The organism is Pseudomonas sp. MWU12-2345, assembly GCF_023242385.1.
Taxonomy (GTDB): Bacteria; Pseudomonadota; Gammaproteobacteria; order Pseudomonadales; family Pseudomonadaceae; genus Aquipseudomonas; species Aquipseudomonas gingeri_D.
The window spans coordinates 72,565-94,026 of record NZ_JALLJA010000012.1; the positions used below are offsets into that span (position 1 = coordinate 72,565).

A 21,462-nucleotide genomic window follows, 5' to 3' on the forward strand; every position below is an offset into this window, starting at 1 on the left:
CTTTTTATACTGGCGACACCCAACCGACCTGACGACCATTCATCCCGGAATCACCATGAATCCCCACTATTTGAACGAATTCCTCGCCCTGGCGGCCATTCACTTTCTCGCCGTGGTCGCCCCTGGCCCCGATTTCGCCGTGACCATCCGTCAGAGCGTGCGCTTTGGCCGGCTGATCGGCGTGATCACCGCCCTCGGCATCGGTGCCGGGATCTCGGTGCATGTGCTCTATACCCTGCTCGGCGTCGGCGTCTTGATGCACAGCGCACCCTGGCTGCTGAACGTCGCCAAGGTGATCGGCGGCGGCTACATCCTCTACCTGGGCATCAACCTGCTGCGCAGCAAAGCCCGGGCGGCGCGCGCGGATTTCGGCCAGACCGCCGATGAACTTCCGCGACAGAGCCCGGCCAAGGCCTTTATGGTCGGCTTCCTGACCAATGCCACCAACCCCAAGGCCACCCTATTCTTCCTGGCGATCTTCACCACGGTGGTCAGCGCCTCGACCCCGCTGGAAATCCAGGCGCTCTATGGCCTGTGGATGTGCAGCGTCAATGCACTCTGGTTCATCCTGGTCAGCCTGCTGTTTTCCAGCGAACGGGTCCGCCAGGCATTCCTGAAGATGGGCCACTGGTTCGAACGCACCATGGGCGTGGTGCTGATTCTGTTTGCCGGGCGCCTGATGCTGTCTTTATAAGCAGCCCACCGACGAGGCCTTTGAGCGGGAAAAAATCCAGCGCAGTTTGCATTTCCTTAAGAAAAATCCCACGCCAAGGGGCTCCCGTACAGCGGCCCTATGGTGTTAGTTTGGAAAAATATCTGTCCTATCGATCAGATATCTCTCACAAACTGCTTGCAAAGGAATGCTTCCCGCAATGAATTTCCCACTCAAACACCTGGCCACCACCACCCTGATGCTGACCAGCCTTTCGTTGTTCACCACGCCCGCACAAGCCAACATCGCCCCCCAACAGAACGCGGCCATCCTCAGCACCCTGAATGACGCATCGGTCACGGATTTCAGGCAGTTCCTCGCACGTCTGGGCAAGAGCGAGCTGGCCAAGACCGACGACCTCGGTCCGGCCATCAGCGCCTTCCTCGACAACAAGACCCTTTCCCCCGAACAGCAAAATGAGATCCATCGCCTGCTGGGCCTTTATGCACGGGTGAAATACGGCAATGCGGCTACCGAGACCTTGCGCGAGCTGGTAGCCATCCCGACCTTCCGCGTGGACGGCGTGGCCCAGCACGAGAATCCCGAATTCATCAGGATCGGCGAAAAAATCAAGGATCTGGCCCAGGCCTTCAACCTGAACTTTCGCAACATCGACAACCGCGTCTATGAAGTTTCCCTGGATGGCAGCGGCGATGAAGTCGTGGGCATTCACGCCCATGCCGACGTGGTGCCGGTGACGCCGGAAAACTGGGTACTGAAAGACGGCACCCGCCTCGACCCGTTCAAGGTCACCCTGATCGGCGACCGCATGTATGGCCGGGGCACCGAGGATGACAAGAACGGCATCGTGGTGGCGCTCTACGCCATGAAAATCATCAAGGAAGAAAAGCTGCCACTGGCGAGAAACTTCAAACTGCTGGTGGACACCACCGAAGAGACCAGCGGCGACGCCATCCCCTATTACTTCAAACACAATCCGGTCCCCAACTACAATCTGGCGCTGGACGGCGGCTACCCGGTGGTGATTGCCGAGAAAGGCTACGGCACGGTCATGGCCAACTTTGCCCGACGCCAGGCCGAGGGCAAAGGCGCGGAAATCCTCTCGCTGACCGGGGGCATGGGCACCAACCAGATACCCTCGACATCGGTCGCCACCCTGGCGAGTGACAAGCCCGCCGAACTGGCCGCCAGCCTGCAGCAGGCCGGTACTGACTATGCCAAGCGCAATGGCGGCAACTTCGAGATCAGCGCCAAAGTCATCGGCAAGGAGGTCAAGCTCACGGTCACCGGCGTTTCCGCCCACTCCTCCGAGCCCGAGTCAGGGGTCAACCCGGTGGCGAGGATGCTGGACTTCATCAATAGCCTGGACGGCAAGGTTGCGCTCAAGCACAACCACATCACCGACGCTGCTCGCTACGCCGCCGACAACTGGGGCCTGGACTACCTGGGTGGTAAATTGGGCGTGGGCTTTTCCGATGCCTTCATGGGACCGCTGACGGCGTCCCTGACCTATGTCGGGATGGATGAAAAGACCTTCAAGCTCGCAGTCAACCTGCGGGTGCCGAAGGGCAAATCTCCGGAAACGCTCAAAGGCGAAATCGCCGGCAAGCTGAGCACTTGGAGCCAAAAGACCCACATTGCACCCGCCTTCAGCTATTCGATCGCCGAACCGATGTACCGCAACCCCGAGGGTGAATGGGTCAAGGCATTGCTGGCCGTGGCCAGCGAGAACCTGGGCATGGAACACAAGTTCGGCACCTCGGCCGGCGCGACCTCGGTCCATGAATTGCCCAATGGCGTGCAGTTCGGCCTGGCCAGACCCGAAGTCAAGTACACCGGCCACACCGATAACGAGTTCAAGACGGTCGACCAGTTCCTCCTGGACTTGCAGATCGTGACCGAGATGATGGGACGCATCGGGCAGTTGCCCAAGCTCTGATCCCTCTCAGGACCCGCCATGGGGCGGGTCCACTGCCTTAATAGATAAATCACGCACAAACAAAAACGCCGCTCATCACTGAGCGGCGTTTTTGTTGAATATGGAGCGGGAAACGAGACTCGAACTCGCGACCCCGACCTTGGCAAGGTCGTGCTCTACCAACTGAGCTATTCCCGCAAATGGCGTCCCCTAGGGGACTCGAACCCCTGTTACCGCCGTGAAAGGGCGGTGTCCTAGGCCACTAGACGAAGGGGACACGCTAACTGAAACACATGGTGTGTATTTCAGTGCCCAAATCCGACTCCGAAGAGATCGGTTCTGGTTTCACTCAGCCCCGCCCGAAAGCAGTGCTGTTTAAAAATGGAGCGGGAAACGAGACTCGAACTCGCGACCCCGACCTTGGCAAGGTCGTGCTCTACCAACTGAGCTATTCCCGCAATGGCGTCCCCTAGGGGACTCGAACCCCTGTTACCGCCGTGAAAGGGCGGTGTCCTAGGCCACTAGACGAAGGGGACACACTACAACATTCACTCCCTGCCGCGCTTCGCTGTGTGCTTTACGCTGCAAGTGGCGCGCATTCTATGGATGGATCGAAGGGTCGTCAACCCCCAAGGATAAATTTATTTAAATCAATGACTTCGCCACCCTTTACAGGCCTTTCCCGACGCCCCTCGCGTCTGCCCCTTGGCGCCTATATTCTGGCGCCCGACAAGACGCTATAGTGATCGAGGGAAATAGTGGCGATGTGCTCTATCCCAGGCGCCATGCAGCGCGTCGATCAATGCTATCGGCGAAAACGCCAAGCCACTACACTCGTTCGCATTACACCTTGAAGAGGTCTTAACGGTGACACCACTCATGATCACCCTGCTGGTCGCAGCCGGGATCTTTCTCCTGATCGCCATCGGCTTCCTCAATCATATGGCTGAAAGCCGCAAACTCGAGAAGGCCCGAGTCAAGGTCGAACTCAACGACCGCCTGCGTCGTTGCGGCGAAATCACCGAGACCTTTCCCGGCCAATTGATGAGCCCGGCCCTCAAGCTGCTGCTGACACGCCTGGAACTCAACGTGAACCAGCGCCTGTTGAATATGGACAAGACCAACAGCAAGTTGAAGGCTCGGGCGACCGAACTCACGGCGCTGGTCAGCCAGGGTGAGTCGATTCCGATCAACAACCCGCCCGGCCCGATCCAGACCGAAGCCAAGGCCAAGGATGTGCGTTTCCTCCTTGAAGCCCTGCACGGCCAGATCACCCGTGCCGCCCAGGACGGTTTCCTCCCCGCCACCGAAGCCAAGCACTGGATCCGTGAAGTGCGGCATATCCTGGTCTTGCTGCATATAGAGTTCTTCAACAACCTCGGCCAGCATGCCCTGCAACAGGAACAACCGGGGCAGGCGCGCCTGGCCTTCGAGCGTGGCGTGCAATACCTGCGCAAGCAGCCTGAACCGGCTGTCTATAACGAACAGCTGATCTTCATGGAGAAGCTGCTGGCCCGGGCCAACTCCATGGTGCTCACCAACATCAAGCCTACCGAAGAAGACGTCAACGAACTGACCCAGGGCCTGAAGGACGTCGAGGCCGACGCCGACTGGAAGAAGAAAGCCATCTACGATTGATCAAATCCCAGGCATAAAAAAACGGACAAGCCAGGCTTGTCCGTTTTTTTATGTACTGACCGGGAAATCAGGCGACCGGATTGATCGGCTTGTCCGGGTACCAGACGTCCATCAACGGGCTGACTTCAACGGAGGTCAGTTCGCTGCGGGTCTTGAGCCAGGCTTCAACGTTAGCACGTTGTTCAACGCTGACCGAGCCACGCTTCTGCAGGCAAACCAGACCGTAGTCATCGCCGCCGACATAGCCCAGACCGTTGGCTTCCATCGCTTCTTTCAGGAATGCGTCGAGGAAAACGTCGATAGCCTCTTCACTCAGGTCTTCTTTGAAATCCAGGTTCAGCTCAAAACCCAACTCCTGAAATTCATCGACGCACAGCTTTTTGCGCAGACGCTGGGAACGGTTAGTCGCCATGAAACAATCCTCAAAAGTAATAACGGGCGGCACTTTATCAGTTTAAGGCTGCAATTGCCCGGATCTGTGGCGACAGCTGGTCGATCCGCGGAAAAAAATCAGCCATGCGCGACTGCCCCACGGCCCAAGCTTGATTGCCTTGGGGCATAATGCCGTCACTTTCACGACCATTGAGGGATTTTTGTCCACATGCCCTCGTATTTTCCCCTCGACGGTAGGGTTCGACTTCATATGATCAAATCTTTACGTCCGCTGCTGCTCGCCGGCCTTCTCCTTCCCCTGGCCTTCCCCACTTACGCAGCGCCCGTCAACACCACCCTCTCTCCCAAAGTCCAGCAGGCGCTCAAAGCCAGCAAGCTGCAAAACGACGCCTTGTCCCTGATGCTGGTGCCACTCGACGGCCCAGGCGTGCCCACCGCGGTCAATGCCGACGTGTCGGTGAACCCGGCCTCGACCATGAAGCTGATCACCACCTACGCCGCCCTGGAAATGCTCGGCCCCAACCATCAGTGGAAAACCGAGTTCTACACCGATGGCCCCCTGAGCAACGGCGTCCTGCAAGGCAACCTGTACCTCAAGGGCGGCGGCGATCCGAAGCTGAACATGGAAAAGCTCTGGCTGCTGATGCGCGACCTGCGCGCCAACGGCGTGAACCAGGTGACCGGCGATCTGGTCCTCGACCGCAGTTTCTTCATCCAGCCGCAGTTGCCGGAGTTCAATGACGACGGCAACGACGAGAACAAGCCGTTCCTGGTCAAGCCCGATGCGCTGATGGTCAACCTCAAGGCCCTGCGCTTCGTCGCACGCAACGACTCGGGCAAGGTACTGGTCTCGGTGGAACCACCGATTGCCAGTATCCGTATCGACAACCAGGTCAAGGCGGTCAATGCCAAACAGTGCTCCGGCGACGTGCGCTACAACCCGGTGGCCCAGGATGACGGCAGCACCCTGGTCACCGTCAGCGGCCAACTGGCCGAAGGCTGCAGCTCGCAGACCTACCTGTCACTGCTTGACCATCCGGCCTACGCCGCCGGTGCCGTACGCGCCATCTGGCAGGAACTGGGTGGCAGCATCCATGGCAAGGACCGTTCCGACGTGGTGCCCAAGAGCGCACGCCTGCTGGCCCGGGCCTATTCGCCGGACCTGACGGAAATCATCCGCGACATCAATAAATACAGTAACAACACCATGGCCCAGCAACTGTTCCTGAGCCTGGGGGCGGAGTATCGCAACGATGCCGACGGCGATGACGCCAAGGCGGCGCAGCGGGTGGTGCGTCAGTGGCTGGCGAAGAAAGGCATTATCGCGCCGCACCTGGTGATGGAGAACGGTTCCGGGCTGTCCCGTGCCGAACGGGTCAGTGCGCGGGAAATGGCGAGCATGCTGCAGTCGGCCTGGAAGAGCCCCTATGCCGCGGAGTTCATCAGTTCGCTGCCGATCGTCGGTACCGACGGCACCATGCGCAAGCGCCTGAAGCAGACAGCCATGCGGGGCGAGGCGCATATCAAGACCGGGACCCTGAACACCGTGCGTGCCATCGCCGGCTTCAGCCGCGACGATAACGGCACCACCTGGGCGGTGGTGGCGATTCTCAACGACCCGAAACCCTGGGGGGCCTCGTCGGTGCTAGACCAGGTGTTGCTGGACCTGTACCGCCAGCCCAACGTGGCCGGCTCGGACGAATAACCCGGGACCTGGACATCAGGGCCCGGGATCCGTGGTGATCAGCGGGCGCTGATTTTCCAGGCGCGGTGGATCTTGCTGTTGCGGGCGAAATCCGGGTCCAGGGTCTGGGCACTGATTTCCTCGACGGCATAACGTGTCGCCAGATGCTCGTCCAACTGGAACTTGCGGAAGTTGTTCGAGAAATACAGCACGCCGCCCGGTGCCAGGCGCGCCACGGCCAGATCGAGCAACTGCACGTGGTCACGCTGGACGTCGAACACGCCTTCCATGCGCTTGGAGTTGGAGAAGGTCGGCGGGTCGATGAAGATCAGGTCGAACTCATCGCGACTGGCCTCGAGCCAGGCCATCACATCCCCCTGCTCCAGGCGGTTCTTGTCGGAGAAACCATTGAGCGACAGGTTGCGCCGCGCCCAGTCCAGGTAGGTTTTCGACAGGTCGACGCTGGTGGTGGTGCGCGCACCGCCCTTGGCCGCGTGCACACTGGCGGTCGCGGTGTAGCAGAACAGGTTGAGGAAGCGTTTGCCGGCCGCCTCTTTCTGGATCCGCAGGCGCATCGGCCGGTGGTCGAGAAACAGACCGGTGTCGAGGTAATCGGTCAGGTTGACCAACAACTTGACGCCACCTTCGTTGACCTCGGTGAACTTGCCCTGGGCGCTCTGGCGCTCGTATTGCTTGGTGCCGCTCTGGCGCTCGCGGCGCTTGATGATCACGCGGCTCTTGTCGACATTCAGCGCCTGGGGAATCGCCGCCAGGGCATCGAACAGTCGGGCCTGGGCCTTTTCCGGGTCGATGGACTTGGGCGCGGCGTATTCCTGGACGTGCACCCAGTCGTGGTACAGGTCGATGGCCAGCGAGTATTCCGGCATATCGGCGTCATACACCCGATAGCAGTCGACGCCTTCACGCCGGGCCCACTTGCCCAACTGCTTGAGGTTCTTCTGCAGACGGTTGGCGAACATCTGCCCGCCTTCGCTCAGGCGCGCCTGCTCGACCACTGGCGCGGGAACCGGCGCTGGCTTGATCGGATTGCCGTTCTTGTTGAATTTCGGTGCTTCAGCCACTTCCTGCGCCAGGACTTCAGCCTGCTCGCGTTCGATCTGGCGCTGTTCCGGTGTGCGACGCTCGCCGGTGACGAACTGATCCGGCAGGACCTTGATCAACAACAGCTTGCACGGCAAGGCGCCGTTCCAGAACGAATACTGCTTGTGGCTGCGAATGCCCATGCGCTTGCCCAGGTCCGGGGCACCGGTGAACACCGCCGCCTCCCAGTTCAGGCAGGACTGGCGCAGGCGTTCGCCAAGGTTCTGGTAAAGATAGAGCAGGCTGGCTTCGTCGCCCAGGCGTTCGCCATAGGGCGGGTTGCAGATCACCAGGCCTGTCTGGTTCTGGTCCGGGCGCGGCTCGAAGGTTGCCACCTCACCCTGGTAGACCTTGATCCATTCGCTCAGGCCGGCACGCTCGATGTTGTTGCGCGCAGGCTGGATCAGTCGCGGATCGGCTTCATAACCACGAATCCACAGCGGCGGCTTGGCCAGGCCGGCTTCGGCGCGCACGGTGGCTTCCTCGTGAAGTTTTTTCCACAGCGCCGGTACATGCCCGAGCCAGGCGTCGAAGCCCCAGTGAATGCGGTTGAGGTTGGGCGCCATATCGGCGGCGATCATCCCGGCTTCCACCAGGAAGGTCCCGACACCACACATCGGGTCGGCCAGGGCCCCGCCTTCGGCGGCAATCCGCGGCCAGCCGGAACGGATCAGGATCGCCGCCGCGAGGTTTTCCTTCAGCGGCGCGGCGCCCTGCTGCAGACGATAGCCGCGCTGGTGCAGGCTGTGGCCGGAGAGGTCGAGGGAAAGAATCGCCTCGCCACGGTCCAGGCGCAGGTGAATGCGCAGGTCCGGACTGATCTTGTCGATGGACGGACGCTCGCCGGTCGGGGTGCGCAGCTTGTCGACAATCGCATCCTTGACCTTCAAGGCACCGAAATGGGTGTTGTCGATGCCCGAACCGTGACCGCTGAACTCAACGGCCAGGGTCCCGTCGGAGACCATATGGTCCTGCCAGTCGACGTCGAGCACGCCATGGTAAAGATCCTCGGCGTCCTTCATCGGGAAGCGCTTGAGCACCAGCAGCACGCGGTTGGCCAGTCGCGACCAGAGACACAGGCGATAGGCGGTCTCCATATCGGCCGTGCCGCGAATGGCCGAGGTGTGCTCGCGCGCCTCCTCAAGGCCAAGCCCGACGGCTTCCTCAAAAAGCAGGCCTTCAAGGCCCTTGGGGCAAGTGAGGAAGAGTTCGTAACGATCCGACATGGGAATTCCAGGGCTTATAGCCTTCAAGGAACGGGCAAACGCATCGCCCGCTCGGTTTCGATCAAGCGCTTTTCTCGAAGAGCGCTCGTGTGGCGCACCATTGCGCCTGTCCACCCAGGCAGATCCTTCAACCCTTGGATTGAAAGAACCTTGATGCCTGGACAGCTCAACTCTCGTAATAAAAACTCTTTTTAACAAAAACTCTCGTAACAAAAAGTCACATCGCGACCCTTCGTCGAATAATACCTGACGACAACGGGTCGGTATTCGCAGTAGAGAATGAAACTCATCATTCATCTAAGGGCTGATCGTAGCTGGGTTTTCTCCAGCGATACGAGCAAACAGCCATCACACCTTATGGCCTTAACACCATTATCGTTACGTCCTTATGACAAAACGGTCATTCACACGCCCCTGCGCATTGGTTAGAACTCACAACAGGTTGACGTCGCAATGGCGTCAACACCCCGCCCTACCGCGAAATCGCCCAAGTGCTTTTTCGTACCGGGGCGGAGCTCGCCACGCCGGCAGCGAGCACCAACGGCAGATGCATTCTGCCCGACTTCGCCAAGAAGTCGACGGGACATATAACAGTCAACCAGTGAGGGCAACACCCTATGAGAAGACTTAAGCGTGATCCGTTGGAAAGAGCATTTTTACGCGGATATCAATACGGCGTTCATGGCAAATCCCGCGAGCTTTGCCCCTTTACTCTACCGTCGGTGCGCCAAGCCTGGATCAATGGCTGGCGAGAAGGACGCGGCGACAACTGGGACGGTATGACCGGCACTGCGGGAATCCACAGACTCAACGAACTTCACGCTGTCGGCTGATCAGGGCACATTCCGACATGACAATTTGAGCAACAACCGACTTACCATGCACGCCCCATCCGGGCGGCGGGCTTCGGCCCAGGGGCTCCTACGGAGCCCTTTTTAATGCCGCAGGCTTAACGCCGCAACGCCGCGATGGCATCCACCGACTGGCGAATCAACGCCGGCCCCTTGTAGATGAACCCCGAATACACCTGCACCAGGCTGGCCCCGGCGGCGATCTTCTCAGCCGCGTGCTCCCCCTCGGTGATACCGCCCGCCGCGATGATCGGCAAACGCCCGGCCAGTTCAGCAGCCAGCACCTTGACGGTATGGGTGCTCTTCTCGCGCACCGGCGCGCCGGACAGGCCACCGGCCTCGTCGCCATGGGCCAGGCCTTCGACACCGACGCGGCTCAGGGTGGTGTTGGTGGCGATCACCGCGTCCATGCCCGACTCCAGCAACGCCTGGGCTACCAGCACGGTCTCTTCGTCGGTCATGTCCGGAGCGATCTTGATCGCCAGCGGGACGTATTTGCCATGCTGCTGGGCCAACTGTGCCTGGCGCACGCGCAGGGCCTCGAGCAGTTGCTTGAGCGAATCGCCGAATTGCAGGCTGCGCAGGCCCGGGGTGTTCGGCGAACTGACGTTGACCGTCACGTAGCTGGCATGGGCATAGACCTTGTCCAGGCAGATCAGGTAATCATCGACGGCACGCTCCACCGGCGTGTCGAAGTTCTTGCCGATATTGATGCCGAGGATGCCGCTGTAGCGTGCGGCGCGCACCCGCGACACCAGGTTGTCCACCCCCAGGTTGTTGAAGCCCATGCGATTGATGATCGCCTCGGCCTGGGGCAGGCGGAAGATCCGTGGTTTCGGATTGCCCGGCTGCGGCCGTGGCGTCACCGTGCCGATTTCAACGAAACCGAAGCCCAGTTGGGCAAAACCGTCGATGGCCGCACCGTTCTTGTCCAGGCCCGCGGCCAGGCCCACCGGGTTGGGAAAGTCCAGGCCCATGACCGTCACCGGGTTCGACGCCGGAGCCTTGCACAACAGGCTGTTAAGCCCCAGCCGCCCACCCGCGCCGATCAGGTCCAGGGACAAATCGTGGGAGACTTCCGGAGAAAACTTGAACAACAACTGGCGGGCCAGGTTATACATGGGCGGGCTTGACTCGGATGGCGGCGATAGTGGCCGGCGATTATAGCCGGGCCCCGGCAAAAACCATAGGCGCACCACGAGCCCGACTTATCCGCAAGGCGGCAATGCGGTTGCCTCGGCGCAACCTTGCAGGCTGGTGACCAGGGCCAGGCGGGCCAGCGCCTGGTGATTGCCGGCTTCCAGCTCCAGGACCCGGGCGACCGCCGCCCGGGCCTGCTCGACCCCCGCGCCGCGATCACACAGCCCCAGCATCGACAGGGCCAGCCAGGTATCGGCCAGTTGCAGCGCACTCCAGGGCTCGCAACAAGTGGCCACCCGCTCGGTCGGCAAGACGCTCAGAGGGTCCCCCAACACCGGCAGCAACGGCACCACCGGGCCGGTAAAGCGATAGCCCTTGCCGTAGACGGTGGCGATATAGCCCTTGCTCTCCTCGAGCAACTTGCGCAGCACATAGATACAGCGCGTCAGCGACTCCTCGGCCGCGTCCATGCCCGGCCAGACGCTGTCGAGCAAGCGGTCCTTGGTCACCAGTCGTCCAGCCGAACCCAGCAACAGGCGCAGCACCTGCAACTCCTTGGGCGGCAGATGAATTCCCCGGCCGCACCTCACCAGGTTTCCATCGCTTTGCAATATCCATTGGCCAAAGACGAAGGTTTGTCGCGGAGTCTTTCCAGTGGCGCTGTCCATAACCTCGACGCAATCCTCTATAGAGATGTACGACCATTCAAAAATAAACCCGGGAAAAGGGTCTATTCACGAGGAACGTCACGACTATAGGAATTCACATCGAGCCATGTCGGTAGGACATTTCCCGCATAGAAAAAGAATATTCAACAAGATGGCAGCACCGACAAAACCTACAGGCTCAAGGCTGATTCCTTCATACAAACTGCGCCCTAATGCAGGAACTCTGGTAGCTCCCCGCCTCTCCCCGGGCATTTCCTACAAGGCGACACAGATCAGCCACAGTCCGCCAGCGCCCGACCTCGTCGATTGACAGCCTGATACGAAACGCCGCATTGAGCCGCTCAACCAGCTCGGCAAAGTCGACGTCGCCACTGCCCAGGTCTTCGAGCAGTCTCGACTCGAAACGGATCTTTCTGCGTGGCAGTGAAAAATGCTCGGCCAGCAACACCATCACCTGTTGCTCGATAAAGTAGTCACACTCTCCCGGAACCAGGTAACTCATAGACTCGCTTTCCCACAAACCGCGCCGGAACATGACGGCATGGAGCCCGCCTGCAAATCCTCGAGATAGGCCCGCGAGCGCCGTGGCAGCTCGCCATCAACCGCCTGCCTGAGCACATAGTCGAAACAATCCCGAGCCTTGGCCTGCGCGCCAAGCGCCAGTTGACACTCGCCGGTATAGAACATCGGCCGGTAGTCGCCACGATCCTGGGCAAACGCCACCGCATACAGCTCGATGGCCTTGCGGTAGTGCCCGGAGACCTGATAGACCGCCGCCAGCCCCATCCAGTAATGGCTGTTGTAAAAGTCGTAGATACACAGGAAACGGAAGAGTTTTTCCGCTTCCTCCAGGCGTCCTTGCTCCTGGAACTGGCAGGCATGGGCATAAAGGCCCTGCACCTGTTCGTTACCGGTTTCGCTCATCTCCTTGAGCGCCTCTTTCGGGCTACACATCGCCACACCCCCGAGGAACACGTCAGTTGCTGACGTCTTGACTGTCACGAGATCATCAAACCCATGGACGCCTGGATATCGCAGAGGCGGCTGGGCGCCACGCCGAGCAGTTCACGGACCTCCTTGGAAAAGTGCGACGAAGAGGCATAACCGAACTCCAGCGCCACATCGGTCAACGAACACTCGCCGCCGATCATGCTCAGCAGGGCCTTGGCCGTGCGCCAGTCACGCAACTCGGGCTTGGCCGCACAGCCCAGCGCCTGATGGCACAACCTTCGAAAATGCGAGACCGACACGCCATAACGCTTGGCCAGGCCAATCAGTTTTTCATTGGCCGTGCCCTGCTCCAGGAGAAAACGCACCAGCCAGTAGTTCGGGCTTTGCCGCAGGACTTCGGCAAAGCCTTGATGGGCGGGATCGGCGCGCAAGGCGCAGTCGATATACCAGGATTCCAACAAGGTCCTGCTGGCCGATACCCCGGCTGACAAGGGCAAGGCCGCCCAGGGCGTCGCGGCCGATCGCGCCCGTTCGAAACCCATGCCCTGGTCGATAAACACCTGCAGCTTGACCAGGCTCGCCTCCACGGGGCGCTCGCTGAGCAGGTCACCGCCGATGACCCGCAACATGCCCCGCGCCACCAGCAAGCCCTGCCAGCCCGGCGGCAGGCACCAGGACACGCTCGCCTCGTCATGGGCCAGGCACACGCCGGCCTCCCCCGCCTGTACCTGTACGACCTGTTCACCATATAAAAAGCCCGGACACCTGGTCGCGGATAGTTGATCACTCTGCACACTGCGCCCCGTCTCGTTCTTATTGAGCGGTGCGATGATGGCCGGGAGGCGCCCGCCAATCATGATGAAAATCTGATGAAGCGTTGTCCGAAAGCACACGAGCATAGGTCGGTGCCCGTGCCGGGCTCAAATCGCAGGCGAAAAAAAGCCCGGCCTAAGCCGGGCTTTTTCTTACCGCAAAGTCATTACTGACCTTGTTGGGCTTCTACTTCAGCTTCTACGCGACGGTTGATCGCGCGACCGGCTTCAGTGGCGTTGTCAGCCACTGGGCGGGTTTTACCGTAGCCTACCGACTGGATGCGGTTAGGAGCTACGCCGTCCTGGACCAGGACCTGTTTCACAGCATCAGCACGACGCTGGGACAGCTTCTGGTTGTAAGCGTCAGGACCGACGTTGTCAGTGTGACCAGCAACAGTAGTAGTAGTACGTGGGTACTGCTTCATGAAGTCAGCCAGGTTCTTCACGTCGCCCTTGCTGTTAGGCTTGACAATGGCCTTGTTGAAGTCGAACTTGACGTCCAGCTGAACCTTGACAACTTCTGGAGCTGGAGCGGATTCAGCTACTGGAGCTGGAGCCGCTTCTACTGGAGCTGGAGCAGGAGCCGGAGCTACTTTGCCGCCGCTGCCGCCGAAGTTCACGCCCAGGCCGATCAGAGCCTGGTAGTCCCAACGACCGTTGTCCAGCTTGTAGTCAGCTTCACCGCCGGCACGAGCGTACAGGTTGTCGGTGATGTACATCTTCACACCGGCACCGGTGGTCAGGTAGGTCGAACCGTCACGGCCAGTGTGGCCATCAGCAGCTACGTTGGTCATGCTGCCGTGGGACACGCCGCCTTCAACATAAGGACGGAACATGTCGCCGACATTACCGAAGTGGTACTGGGACTTCAGACCGAAATGATCGCCATTGATCTTCTGGTTGCCAGTGTCAGTGTCCGAACGAGTGTAGTCGTCCTTACGGTAGGTCAGGTTCACCGAAACGTCGTCGGTCAGGAAGTAGCCGATCGAGACGCCAGGTGTGCGACCGTTCTGGTAGGAATCGACGCTGTGGTTCCAGGTCTTGCCCCAGAACGCTTCACCTTCGACCGCGCCTTGGCCTTGTGCCAGTGCGCCGAACGAAGTAGCGGCAATGAGAGAGCCAATGGCCAAGCCCAAGGTGTTTTTCAGTTTCATCCGTTAAATCCCCATCTGGTGATTGTATAGCAGTCCCACAAACCGGGGGACAACTCGGCGGCAAGTGTAGCAGAACTTGCCTACACGTAAGAGACATTTGCGCTGAACTAAGTTTCAGCGATACCCGCAAATTTCTCACGCAATTTGTCGAGGGCCCGTTTATAGCGCATTTTCGTGGCGCTCAAGCCCATGTGCATGATGTCTGCAATCTCCTGAAACTCCAGCTCTGCGACAAATCGTAGCACCAGAATTTCTCGGTCAATCGGGTTCACATGCACTAACCATCGATCCAGTCCGCCCTTTTCCTCAGGTTTCGGCGTCTTCTCTTCAGACGCTTCCTCGAGGGGGTCGAGACTCAACGCATCCATCAGGCGCCGCTTTCGGCGCTCTTTGCGATACTGCGTAATACATTCGTTGTACGTGATGCTATATAGCCATGTCTTGAACTTGGATTTACCCTCAAAGTTCTTAAGGCCATACAACACCTTCAACATCACTTCCTGACAGACATCGTCCGCATCGCGTTCGTTCCCTAAATATCTTGAACAAACGCTGAACAAGGTGCGTTGATAGCGCCGCATCAACTCTTCATAGGCGCGGGTCACATGAAACAGCTCCGAATGCGCACGCGCCACCAACTCCTCATCGGTGAGTTCGCGGGGGTCGTAGCGCATGGAGAGCGATTGAGCTTTATTCAAAACGAGTCGGGCCGACAGTCAGGTCAATGTCCGCCGCAGCCATGGCTGCGGGCATTTTTGCGGCGGCATAGAGTAGCAGGGTTTGCCGGGTTAGCGGCTGCTCACATGCTGCTCCAGCAAGATCCGATTGGAGAGAGAGACTAGCTCACCCTCATCGGTCAGCAATGTGGTCTTGACCGTGCCAATCTCTTCAATCTGTCCTTCGACCTCACCCACTCGCACTTGTTGCCCAACCTGATACAACTCACGCACATAAATTCCCGCCAGGATCTGCCCGGCGATCTCCCGACTACCCAAGCCCATGGCCAGCGCAACGGCCAGACCAACGGTAATGAGCACGATGACGATCACATGGTTCAGCAGGTCGGTCTTGACCTCCAACTGACTGATCGCCACCGAAATACTGATGATAATCACCAGGCCCTGGGCAACCCGCCCCAGGCCCGAGGCGTAATCCAGGCCAACCCCTTCGGCCGCGCCACGCACCAGCCCGCTGACCAGTTGTGCCAGCAAAACCCCCACCAGCAGCACCAGGGCCGCGCCGAATACCTTCGGCAAATACAGGGCCAGCATGTCGAGCGTAGCTGAAACTCGCTCAAGTCCAAGGGATTCGGCCGCTGAAACCAGGAAAATCAGCAAAATGAACCAATAGACGATCTTGCCGATCAGCGTCGAGATCGGCACCTGGAGGCCGGCACGCCCCAGCAGCTTGGTCAATCCGGTGCCGCCCATCAGGCGATCCAGGCCCAATTTGGCCAACAGCTTGGACAGCAGGGTGTCGAGCAGCTTGGCCACGACAAAGCCCAGCAACACCACCACCAGCGCCCCGAACAGGTTGGGGATGAAATTCGCGACTTTGGTCCACAAGGCAGTCATTGCCGTGACGAGGCTCTGGGTCCAGAGATCAAGTTCCATATTCAGTCAGCCTTATCCGTGGAGCGAGCAATAGGGGTACGACGAGAGACCGGCAAAACATGGGCCGATCCGTTGTTCAGGGCAATCATCAGCGCCTGCAGCCAACGGCCCATCAGACTGAAGAGATCACCGGCGCCGACCTGCCGGTTGGCGGTTTTCAGGACACGCCCCAGGCAAGCGTCGTCGTCACGGGTGGACGGCGAGGCCTTGAGCATGTCACGCAGAGATTGTTCGAACGGATCGTGCATACGCACCTCTCGGTATATCTGTGAAAGACGCGATCACTTTTTTGCAGGTCACATGAAACATGTTTCAAACCCAGCGCAAACGTCGGAAAAGCCACCATTGTCCGACGGCAACGGCGACGATCAGCAGACATGCGATGACGAAACCGTAGGGGTCTCCGGACCACGGAATACCGCCGACGTTGATCCCCAACAGACCGGTCAGGAAGCTCATCGGCAGGAAGATCCCGGTGATGATCCCGAAACGGTACATGGTCTTGTTCATGCGCACGTTCAGGCGTCGGTCCTCGGCCTCAAGTACAAGCCCCACGCGCTCGCGGGTCAATTCGAGCTCTTCCAGGTAACGGGTCAGGCTGTTGTTCAATTCGTTCCAATAACCGGCTTCTTCGTCGGCGAACCAGGGCAGCTTGATCCGGCTCAACTGGCCGAAAATATCCCGCTGCGGTGCGAGGAAACGTTTCAGCCCGGCCGCTCGACGACGTATCTGCACGATGGCGCCATGTTCAGGGCTATACCGTTCGTCGGCATCTATCTTTTCTTCTTCGTCATCGACCACTTCCGAGAGATCGCTGACCAGATCCTGCACCTTCAGGGTGAGGTATTGCGCGATGTAAAGGATCAGTTCGGCGGCGTTTTTCGGCCCCTTGCCCTGCTCCAGTTGCACCAGCAACTCATCGGTGGCGCGCAACGGCCGCAAACGCAGGGAAATCACCCGCTGATGGGCGGCAAAGACCCGCACCGAGACCATGTCTTCAGGCTCGGCACCGGGATTGAGGTTGACCCCGCGCAAAAACAGCAGCAGCTCGCTATCGGGCAATGGCAACAGGCGTGGCCGGGTATTCTCTTCCAGCAGCAGGTCGCAGTTGAACTCGCTCAGGCCGCTGGAGGTGCGCAACCAGGCGTGGGTCTGCGGATGGCTGCGATCCCAGTGCAGCCAGAGGCTTTCCTCTGGCTGCAACTGCAAGCCATCGAGCTCTGTCCGAGCAATCGAGCGCGCACCGCCCTTACCATCCAGAACCAGGGCATGAACCAGCCCCCACTGCGCGTTTTCTTCCTCGAACATCCTTACCCCATTTTGTTGCAAAAAATTTACTCAGGCATCTTCAGCGGGCTCGGCGCGATGATCACACCGTTATTGTCCGCGTAGATGTACTCGCCCGGGCGAAAGGTCACGCCGGCAAAAGTGACCGGGACATTGAGGTCGCCGATGCCACGCTTGTCGGTTTTCATCGGATGGCTGGCCAGGGCCTGCACCCCCAGGTCGGTCTGGGCGATCACGTCGACGTCACGGATGCAGCCGTAGATCACCAGCCCTTCCCAGCCGTTCTTCGCCGCCTTCTCGGCCAGCATGTCGCCGAGCAGGGCACGGCGCAGGGAACCGCCGCCATCGACCACCAGCACCTTGCCCCGACCATCGAGCTCGACCTGGTCCTTGACCAGGGAGTTATCCTCGAAGCACTTGATGGTGACGATCTCACCACCGAAGGAATCGCGGCCACCGAAGTTGCTGAACATCGGCTCAAGCACCTGTACCAACTCCGGATAGGCGTCGCACAGATCGGGGGTGACGTAATGGTCCATGGGTAAACTCCTGTAGGTGGAATCGAGAATGCCAGACTACGCAGGTCGCGCTACAAGATGAAACGCTTGCCCCGGTCGAATGTTTAGACAATGACCCAAACCGCTCAATGCGTCATATCTTAGCCTTTACCATCCGTGAGCGAAATGCCCTTGTCAGGGCGTTTCCTGAACAACGGCTGACTCAGCCTGTAGGAAAACCTGCTGGTCGCGCAACCAATCGGCCACCCTTGGCCAGACTTCAGCCTGTGCCGGCTTGCTCACCAGCATCTCGACATGGCCGAAATCCGAGCTGAAACCCTGCTCGCGGCCCAGGCAGAGAAAGTGCTTGTGCGCCGCTCCGATCTGCTCGAACAGCTTGCGACAGGCCCAGGCCGGATCCTGGTGATCGCCCACCGCGGTGACGGCCAGCACCGGCACGTCCACTTCGGCCAGGCCCCCCCACCAATCCCGCTCGGCGTCCCGGAAGCGCCCGAACAGGCCGTACCAGCGCAGGCTTTCGAGGGCCAGGCCGATGGGCTCGTCCTCAGGGCCGCGCTTGAGGCGCGAACCGGACAAGTGGGCGAAGCGCCGCAGCAGCAGGCGACCGCCCCACTCCACTGGCGGAATCTTCAACGGCCAGTAGGTGCGACTGACCTGGCAGCCGAACAATGCCGCCGAAGCGACGGCAGGGGCGCCCAGGTATTGACCGCCCAAGGCAGCCGCCAGGGTGATGCCACCCAGGGAATGGCCGATCCAGTGGGGAATCTGCCCGCTTTGTTCACGAACGAACGCGGCAATGGCCGGCAGGTCATAACGGGCGTAATCGGCCACGCGATTGCGTCGATAGCTGTGGTTGCGCGCCGATAGTCCGTGACCGCGCATTTCCGGGATCCATACGTCGAACCCGGCACGCGCCAGGTAGGCGCCCAGGCCGATGCCCTTGGCGGAATACCAGAAGCGCCGATTGGAAAAGCTGCCATGCAGCAGGATGACCGGCACGCCACGGGCCTCGGGCTCGTCGGCGAGGCCCAGGCGGGTGACCGCCAGTTCGACGGTGGCGTCGGGGCTGTTGGCCGGTTTCAAACGATAGACGTCTTCACAGAGATCGCCACGACGCTCGGCGCTGATCAAAGCGACCGGAAAAAGATTGCTGCTGCTTTGCATAAGGCTCTTGCACAAAAAAGGGCGGCCCAAGTGGACTCGCCCTGAAAATAAGATTTTACAACATCGAAGACCGGTTCTACTTACGACATAAGTCTGTAGGAACATGGCTTGCCAGCGAAGCTTTCAGCGCTCTCAAGGACGCCTTCGCGGGCAAGCCCTGCTCCTACAGTACAGCGTCGTACGCAGATTTTGCGCACAACACAAAACCTGTAGGAGCCTGGCTTGCCAGCGAAGCTTTTGGCGCCCTCAAGGACGCATCGCCGGCAAGCCAGCTCCCACAGGGGTCAGGCCTGGGCTTGCCCTTCAGCCAGGAAGAACCAGGTCTCCAGCACGGAGTCCGGGTTCAACGACACGCTTTCAATGCCCTGCTCCATCAACCAGAGCGCCAGGTCCGGGTGATCGGAAGGCCCCTGGCCGCAGATGCCGATGTACTTGCCAGCCTTGTTGCAAGCCTGGATGGCGTTGGACAACAGCTTCTTCACCGCCGGGTTACGCTCGTCGAACAGGTGCGCGATGATCCCTGAATCACGATCCAGGCCCAGGGTCAGCTGGGTCAGGTCGTTGGAACCGATGGAGAAACCATCGAAGTACTCAAGGAATTCATCTGCGAGAATGGCGTTGGACGGCAACTCGCACATCATGATCACCCGCAGGCCGTTCTCGCCACGGGCCAGGCCGTTGGCGGCGAGCAGATCGACCACCTGGCTGGCTTCGCCGAGGGTACGGACGAACGGCACCATGATTTCGACGTTGGTCAGGCCCATCTCGTTGCGCACGCGCTTGAGGGCGCGGCATTCGAGTTCGAAGCAGTCACGGAACGACTCGCTGATATAACGCGAGGCCCCACGGAAACCCAGCATCGGGTTTTCTTCTTCCGGCTCGTAGAGCTTGCCGCCGATCAGGTTGGCGTATTCGTTGGACTTGAAGTCCGACAGCCGCACGATGACCTTCTTCGGCCAGAACGCCGCCGCCAGGGTGCTGATACCTTCCACCAGCTTCTCGACATAGAAGCCGACCGGATCGTCGTAACCGGCGATGCGTTTATCGACACTGTCCTTGATTTCCGGTGGCAGCCCGGCGTAGTTCAGCAGCGCCTTGGGGTGCACGCCGATCATGCGGTTGATGATGAATTCCAGGCGGGCCAGGCCCACGCCGGCGTTCGGCAACTGCGCGAAGTCGAAGGCACGGTCCGGGTTGCCGACGTTCATCATGATCTTGAACGGCAGTTCCGGCATGGCATCGACGGAGTTTTTCTTGATATCGAAGCCCAGTTCGCCTTCGAAGATATAACCGGTGTCGCCTTCGGCACAGGAAACGGTCACGCCCTGACCGTCTTTCAGCAGTTGGGTGGCGTTACCGCAACCGACCACTGCCGGAATCCCCAGCTCACGGGCGATGATCGCCGCGTGGCAGGTTCGCCCGCCACGGTTGGTGACGATGGCGCTGGCGCGCTTCATCACCGGCTCCCAGTCCGGGTCGGTCATGTCGGAAACCAGCACGTCGCCTGGCTGGACCTTGTCCATCTCGGACACGTCCTTGATGATCCGCACCTTGCCGGCGCCGATGCGCTGGCCGATGGCACGGCCTTCCACCAGCACGGTGCCGGTTTCCTTGAGCAGGTAGCGCTCCATGACGTTGGCCTGGGTGCGGCTCTTCACGGTTTCCGGACGCGCCTGGACGATGTACAGCTTGCCGTCGTCACCGTCCTTGGCCCATTCGATGTCCATCGGGCACTTGTAGTGCTTCTCGATGATCATCGCCTGCTTGGCCAACTCGCTGACTTCGGCGTCGCTGAGGCAGAAACGCGCGCGCTCGGCCTTGTCGACATCGACGGTCTTGACCGAACGACCGGCCTTGGCTTCGTCGCCGTAGATCATCTTGATCGCCTTGCTGCCCAGGTTGCGGCGCAGGATGGCGGGACGACCGGCTTCGAGGGTGCCCTTGTGCACGTAGAACTCATCCGGGTTCACCGCGCCCTGGACGACGGTTTCACCCAGGCCGTAGGCGCCGGTGATGAACACCACGTCACGGAAGCCCGACTCGGTGTCGAGGGTGAACATCACGCCGGCGGTGCCGGTTTCCGAACGCACCATGCGCTGCACGCCGGCGGACAGGGCCACCAGCTTGTGGTCGAAGCCCTGGTGCACGCGGTAGGAAATGGCGCGGTCGTTGAACAGCGAGGCAAAGACTTCCTTGGCCGCACGGATGACGTTTTCCACGCCGCGGATATTCAGGAAGGTTTCCTGCTGGCCGGCGAAGGACGCGTCCGGCAGGTCTTCGGCGGTGGCCGAGGAACGCACGGCCACGGCCATGTCCGGATTGCCCGCCGACAGGGTGGCGAAGGCGGTGCGGATCTCGGCGTTGAGCTTCTCGGGGAACTCGGCTTCCATGATCCACTGGCGGATCTGTGCGCCAGTGCGAGCCAGGGCGTTGACGTCATCGACGTCCAGTGCATCCAGCGCCGCATGGATCTGGTCGTTCAGGCCACTGAGTTCGAGAAAATCACGATACGCCTGAGCCGTAGTGGCAAAGCCGCCGGGGACCGATACACCGGCACCCGCGAGGTTACTGATCATCTCGCCCAGGGATGCGTTCTTGCCCCCTACGTGCTCTACATCATGGACGCCGAGCTTATCGAGGGAAACTACGTACTCTACCAAGGTGATCTCTC

Annotated in this window: 20 protein-coding genes and 4 tRNA genes; 5 read left to right on the top strand and 19 right to left on the bottom strand. The window is 60.1% G+C overall.

From position 1 onward, the window contains the following. The first annotated feature begins 55 nt into the window (after positions 1-55). Both M5C71_RS22105 and M5C71_RS22110 read left to right on the top strand, forming a co-directional pair. On the top strand, positions 56-694 hold the full coding sequence (locus tag M5C71_RS22105; protein WP_248768728.1) for a LysE family transporter: 639 nt from the start codon (positions 56-58) through the stop codon (positions 692-694). 178 nt (positions 695-872) lie between these two features. Further along, positions 873-2,612 (top strand): dipeptidase, encoded by a 1,740-nt coding sequence (locus tag M5C71_RS22110; protein WP_248768729.1) that lies wholly within the window; start codon positions 873-875, stop codon positions 2,610-2,612. 101 nt (positions 2,613-2,713) lie between these two features. On the opposite strand, the gene M5C71_RS22115 is transcribed toward M5C71_RS22110, so the two are convergent. The 4 genes from M5C71_RS22115 to M5C71_RS22130 form a co-directional block, all read right to left on the bottom strand. Further along, positions 2,714-2,789, bottom strand: a tRNA-Gly gene (locus M5C71_RS22115). 3 nt (positions 2,790-2,792) lie between these two features. Continuing rightward, positions 2,793-2,868: transfer RNA gene (locus M5C71_RS22120), tRNA-Glu, on the bottom strand. 105 nt (positions 2,869-2,973) lie between these two features. Further along, positions 2,974-3,049, bottom strand: a tRNA-Gly gene (locus M5C71_RS22125). A gap of 2 nt (positions 3,050-3,051) precedes the next feature. Continuing rightward, positions 3,052-3,127, bottom strand: a tRNA-Glu gene (locus M5C71_RS22130). Between the two features lie 343 nt (positions 3,128-3,470). Here M5C71_RS22130 and M5C71_RS22135 point away from each other — a divergent pair. After that, positions 3,471-4,229, top strand: coding sequence for a hypothetical protein (locus M5C71_RS22135; RefSeq protein WP_248768730.1), 759 nt, complete (start codon positions 3,471-3,473; stop codon positions 4,227-4,229). A 67-nt stretch (positions 4,230-4,296) separates the two neighbouring features. Here the strand turns inward: M5C71_RS22135 and M5C71_RS22140 are convergent, their stop codons facing one another. Beyond that, entirely contained in the window at positions 4,297-4,641 is a 345-nt protein-coding gene (locus M5C71_RS22140) for a YggL family protein (RefSeq protein WP_152737145.1), read from the bottom strand. Between the two features lie 231 nt (positions 4,642-4,872). Here M5C71_RS22140 and dacB point away from each other — a divergent pair, with 231 nt between their 5' ends. Next, the gene (dacB, locus tag M5C71_RS22145; protein ID WP_248768731.1) at positions 4,873-6,327 is read left to right on the top strand and encodes a D-alanyl-D-alanine carboxypeptidase/D-alanyl-D-alanine-endopeptidase; all 1,455 of its coding nucleotides are present in this window, start codon (positions 4,873-4,875) and stop codon (positions 6,325-6,327) included. A 38-nt stretch (positions 6,328-6,365) separates the two neighbouring features. On the opposite strand, the gene rlmKL is transcribed toward dacB, so the two are convergent. Beyond that, complete coding sequence (gene rlmKL / locus M5C71_RS22150; RefSeq protein WP_152737147.1) at positions 6,366-8,633, bottom strand: bifunctional 23S rRNA (guanine(2069)-N(7))-methyltransferase RlmK/23S rRNA (guanine(2445)-N(2))-methyltransferase RlmL; 2,268 nt, start codon at positions 8,631-8,633, stop codon at positions 6,366-6,368. A 617-nt stretch (positions 8,634-9,250) separates the two neighbouring features. On the opposite strand from rlmKL, the gene M5C71_RS22155 reads away from it, so the two are divergent. After that, positions 9,251-9,466, top strand: a complete 216-nt coding sequence (locus M5C71_RS22155; protein WP_002553055.1) for a ribosome modulation factor — start codon at positions 9,251-9,253, stop codon at positions 9,464-9,466. Positions 9,467-9,582: 116 nt separating this feature from the next. Here the strand turns inward: M5C71_RS22155 and M5C71_RS22160 are convergent, their stop codons facing one another. The 13 genes from M5C71_RS22160 to ppsA form a co-directional block, all read right to left on the bottom strand. After that, positions 9,583-10,605, bottom strand: a complete 1,023-nt coding sequence (locus M5C71_RS22160; RefSeq protein ID WP_100940793.1) for a quinone-dependent dihydroorotate dehydrogenase — start codon at positions 10,603-10,605, stop codon at positions 9,583-9,585. A gap of 87 nt (positions 10,606-10,692) precedes the next feature. Further along, a complete protein-coding gene (locus tag M5C71_RS22165) occupies positions 10,693-11,292 on the bottom strand; it encodes a winged helix-turn-helix domain-containing protein (RefSeq protein ID WP_103499197.1) in 600 nt (199 codons plus the stop codon). A 193-nt stretch (positions 11,293-11,485) separates the two neighbouring features. Beyond that, complete coding sequence (locus tag M5C71_RS22170) at positions 11,486-11,794, bottom strand: acyl carrier protein (protein WP_152737149.1); 309 nt, start codon at positions 11,792-11,794, stop codon at positions 11,486-11,488. Next, positions 11,791-12,246, bottom strand: coding sequence for a SycD/LcrH family type III secretion system chaperone (locus M5C71_RS22175; protein WP_103499195.1), 456 nt, complete (start codon positions 12,244-12,246; stop codon positions 11,791-11,793). Before M5C71_RS22175 ends, M5C71_RS22170 begins: the two co-directional genes overlap by 4 nt. 44 nt (positions 12,247-12,290) lie before the next feature. Continuing rightward, complete coding sequence (locus tag M5C71_RS22180; protein WP_247263271.1) at positions 12,291-12,950, bottom strand: helix-turn-helix domain-containing protein; 660 nt, start codon at positions 12,948-12,950, stop codon at positions 12,291-12,293. Between the two features lie 272 nt (positions 12,951-13,222). Further along, complete coding sequence (locus M5C71_RS22185; protein ID WP_103499193.1) at positions 13,223-14,209, bottom strand: OmpA family protein; 987 nt, start codon at positions 14,207-14,209, stop codon at positions 13,223-13,225. Positions 14,210-14,316: 107 nt separating this feature from the next. Further along, positions 14,317-14,907, bottom strand: coding sequence for an RNA polymerase sigma factor SigX (sigX, locus tag M5C71_RS22190; RefSeq protein ID WP_100940799.1), 591 nt, complete (start codon positions 14,905-14,907; stop codon positions 14,317-14,319). 90 nt (positions 14,908-14,997) lie between these two features. Then, on the bottom strand, positions 14,998-15,822 hold the full coding sequence (locus tag M5C71_RS22195; protein ID WP_100940800.1) for a mechanosensitive ion channel domain-containing protein: 825 nt from the start codon (positions 15,820-15,822) through the stop codon (positions 14,998-15,000). A 2-nt stretch (positions 15,823-15,824) separates the two neighbouring features. Next, positions 15,825-16,070: a CrfX protein gene (locus M5C71_RS22200; RefSeq protein WP_103499192.1), complete on the bottom strand. Its 246-nt coding sequence runs from the start codon at positions 16,068-16,070 to the stop codon at positions 15,825-15,827. Positions 16,071-16,134: 64 nt separating this feature from the next. Continuing rightward, entirely contained in the window at positions 16,135-17,130 is a 996-nt protein-coding gene (locus M5C71_RS22205) for a zinc transporter ZntB (RefSeq protein WP_248745727.1), read from the bottom strand. Positions 17,131-17,156: 26 nt separating this feature from the next. Continuing rightward, positions 17,157-17,648 (bottom strand): ribonuclease E activity regulator RraA, encoded by a 492-nt coding sequence (rraA, locus tag M5C71_RS22210; protein WP_103499191.1) that lies wholly within the window; start codon positions 17,646-17,648, stop codon positions 17,157-17,159. A gap of 153 nt (positions 17,649-17,801) precedes the next feature. Then, positions 17,802-18,791 (bottom strand): alpha/beta fold hydrolase, encoded by a 990-nt coding sequence (locus M5C71_RS22215; RefSeq protein ID WP_103499190.1) that lies wholly within the window; start codon positions 18,789-18,791, stop codon positions 17,802-17,804. 284 nt (positions 18,792-19,075) lie between these two features. Next, positions 19,076-21,451: a phosphoenolpyruvate synthase gene (gene ppsA, locus M5C71_RS22220; protein WP_103499189.1), complete on the bottom strand. Its 2,376-nt coding sequence runs from the start codon at positions 21,449-21,451 to the stop codon at positions 19,076-19,078. Between the last annotated feature and the right edge of the window lie 11 nt (positions 21,452-21,462).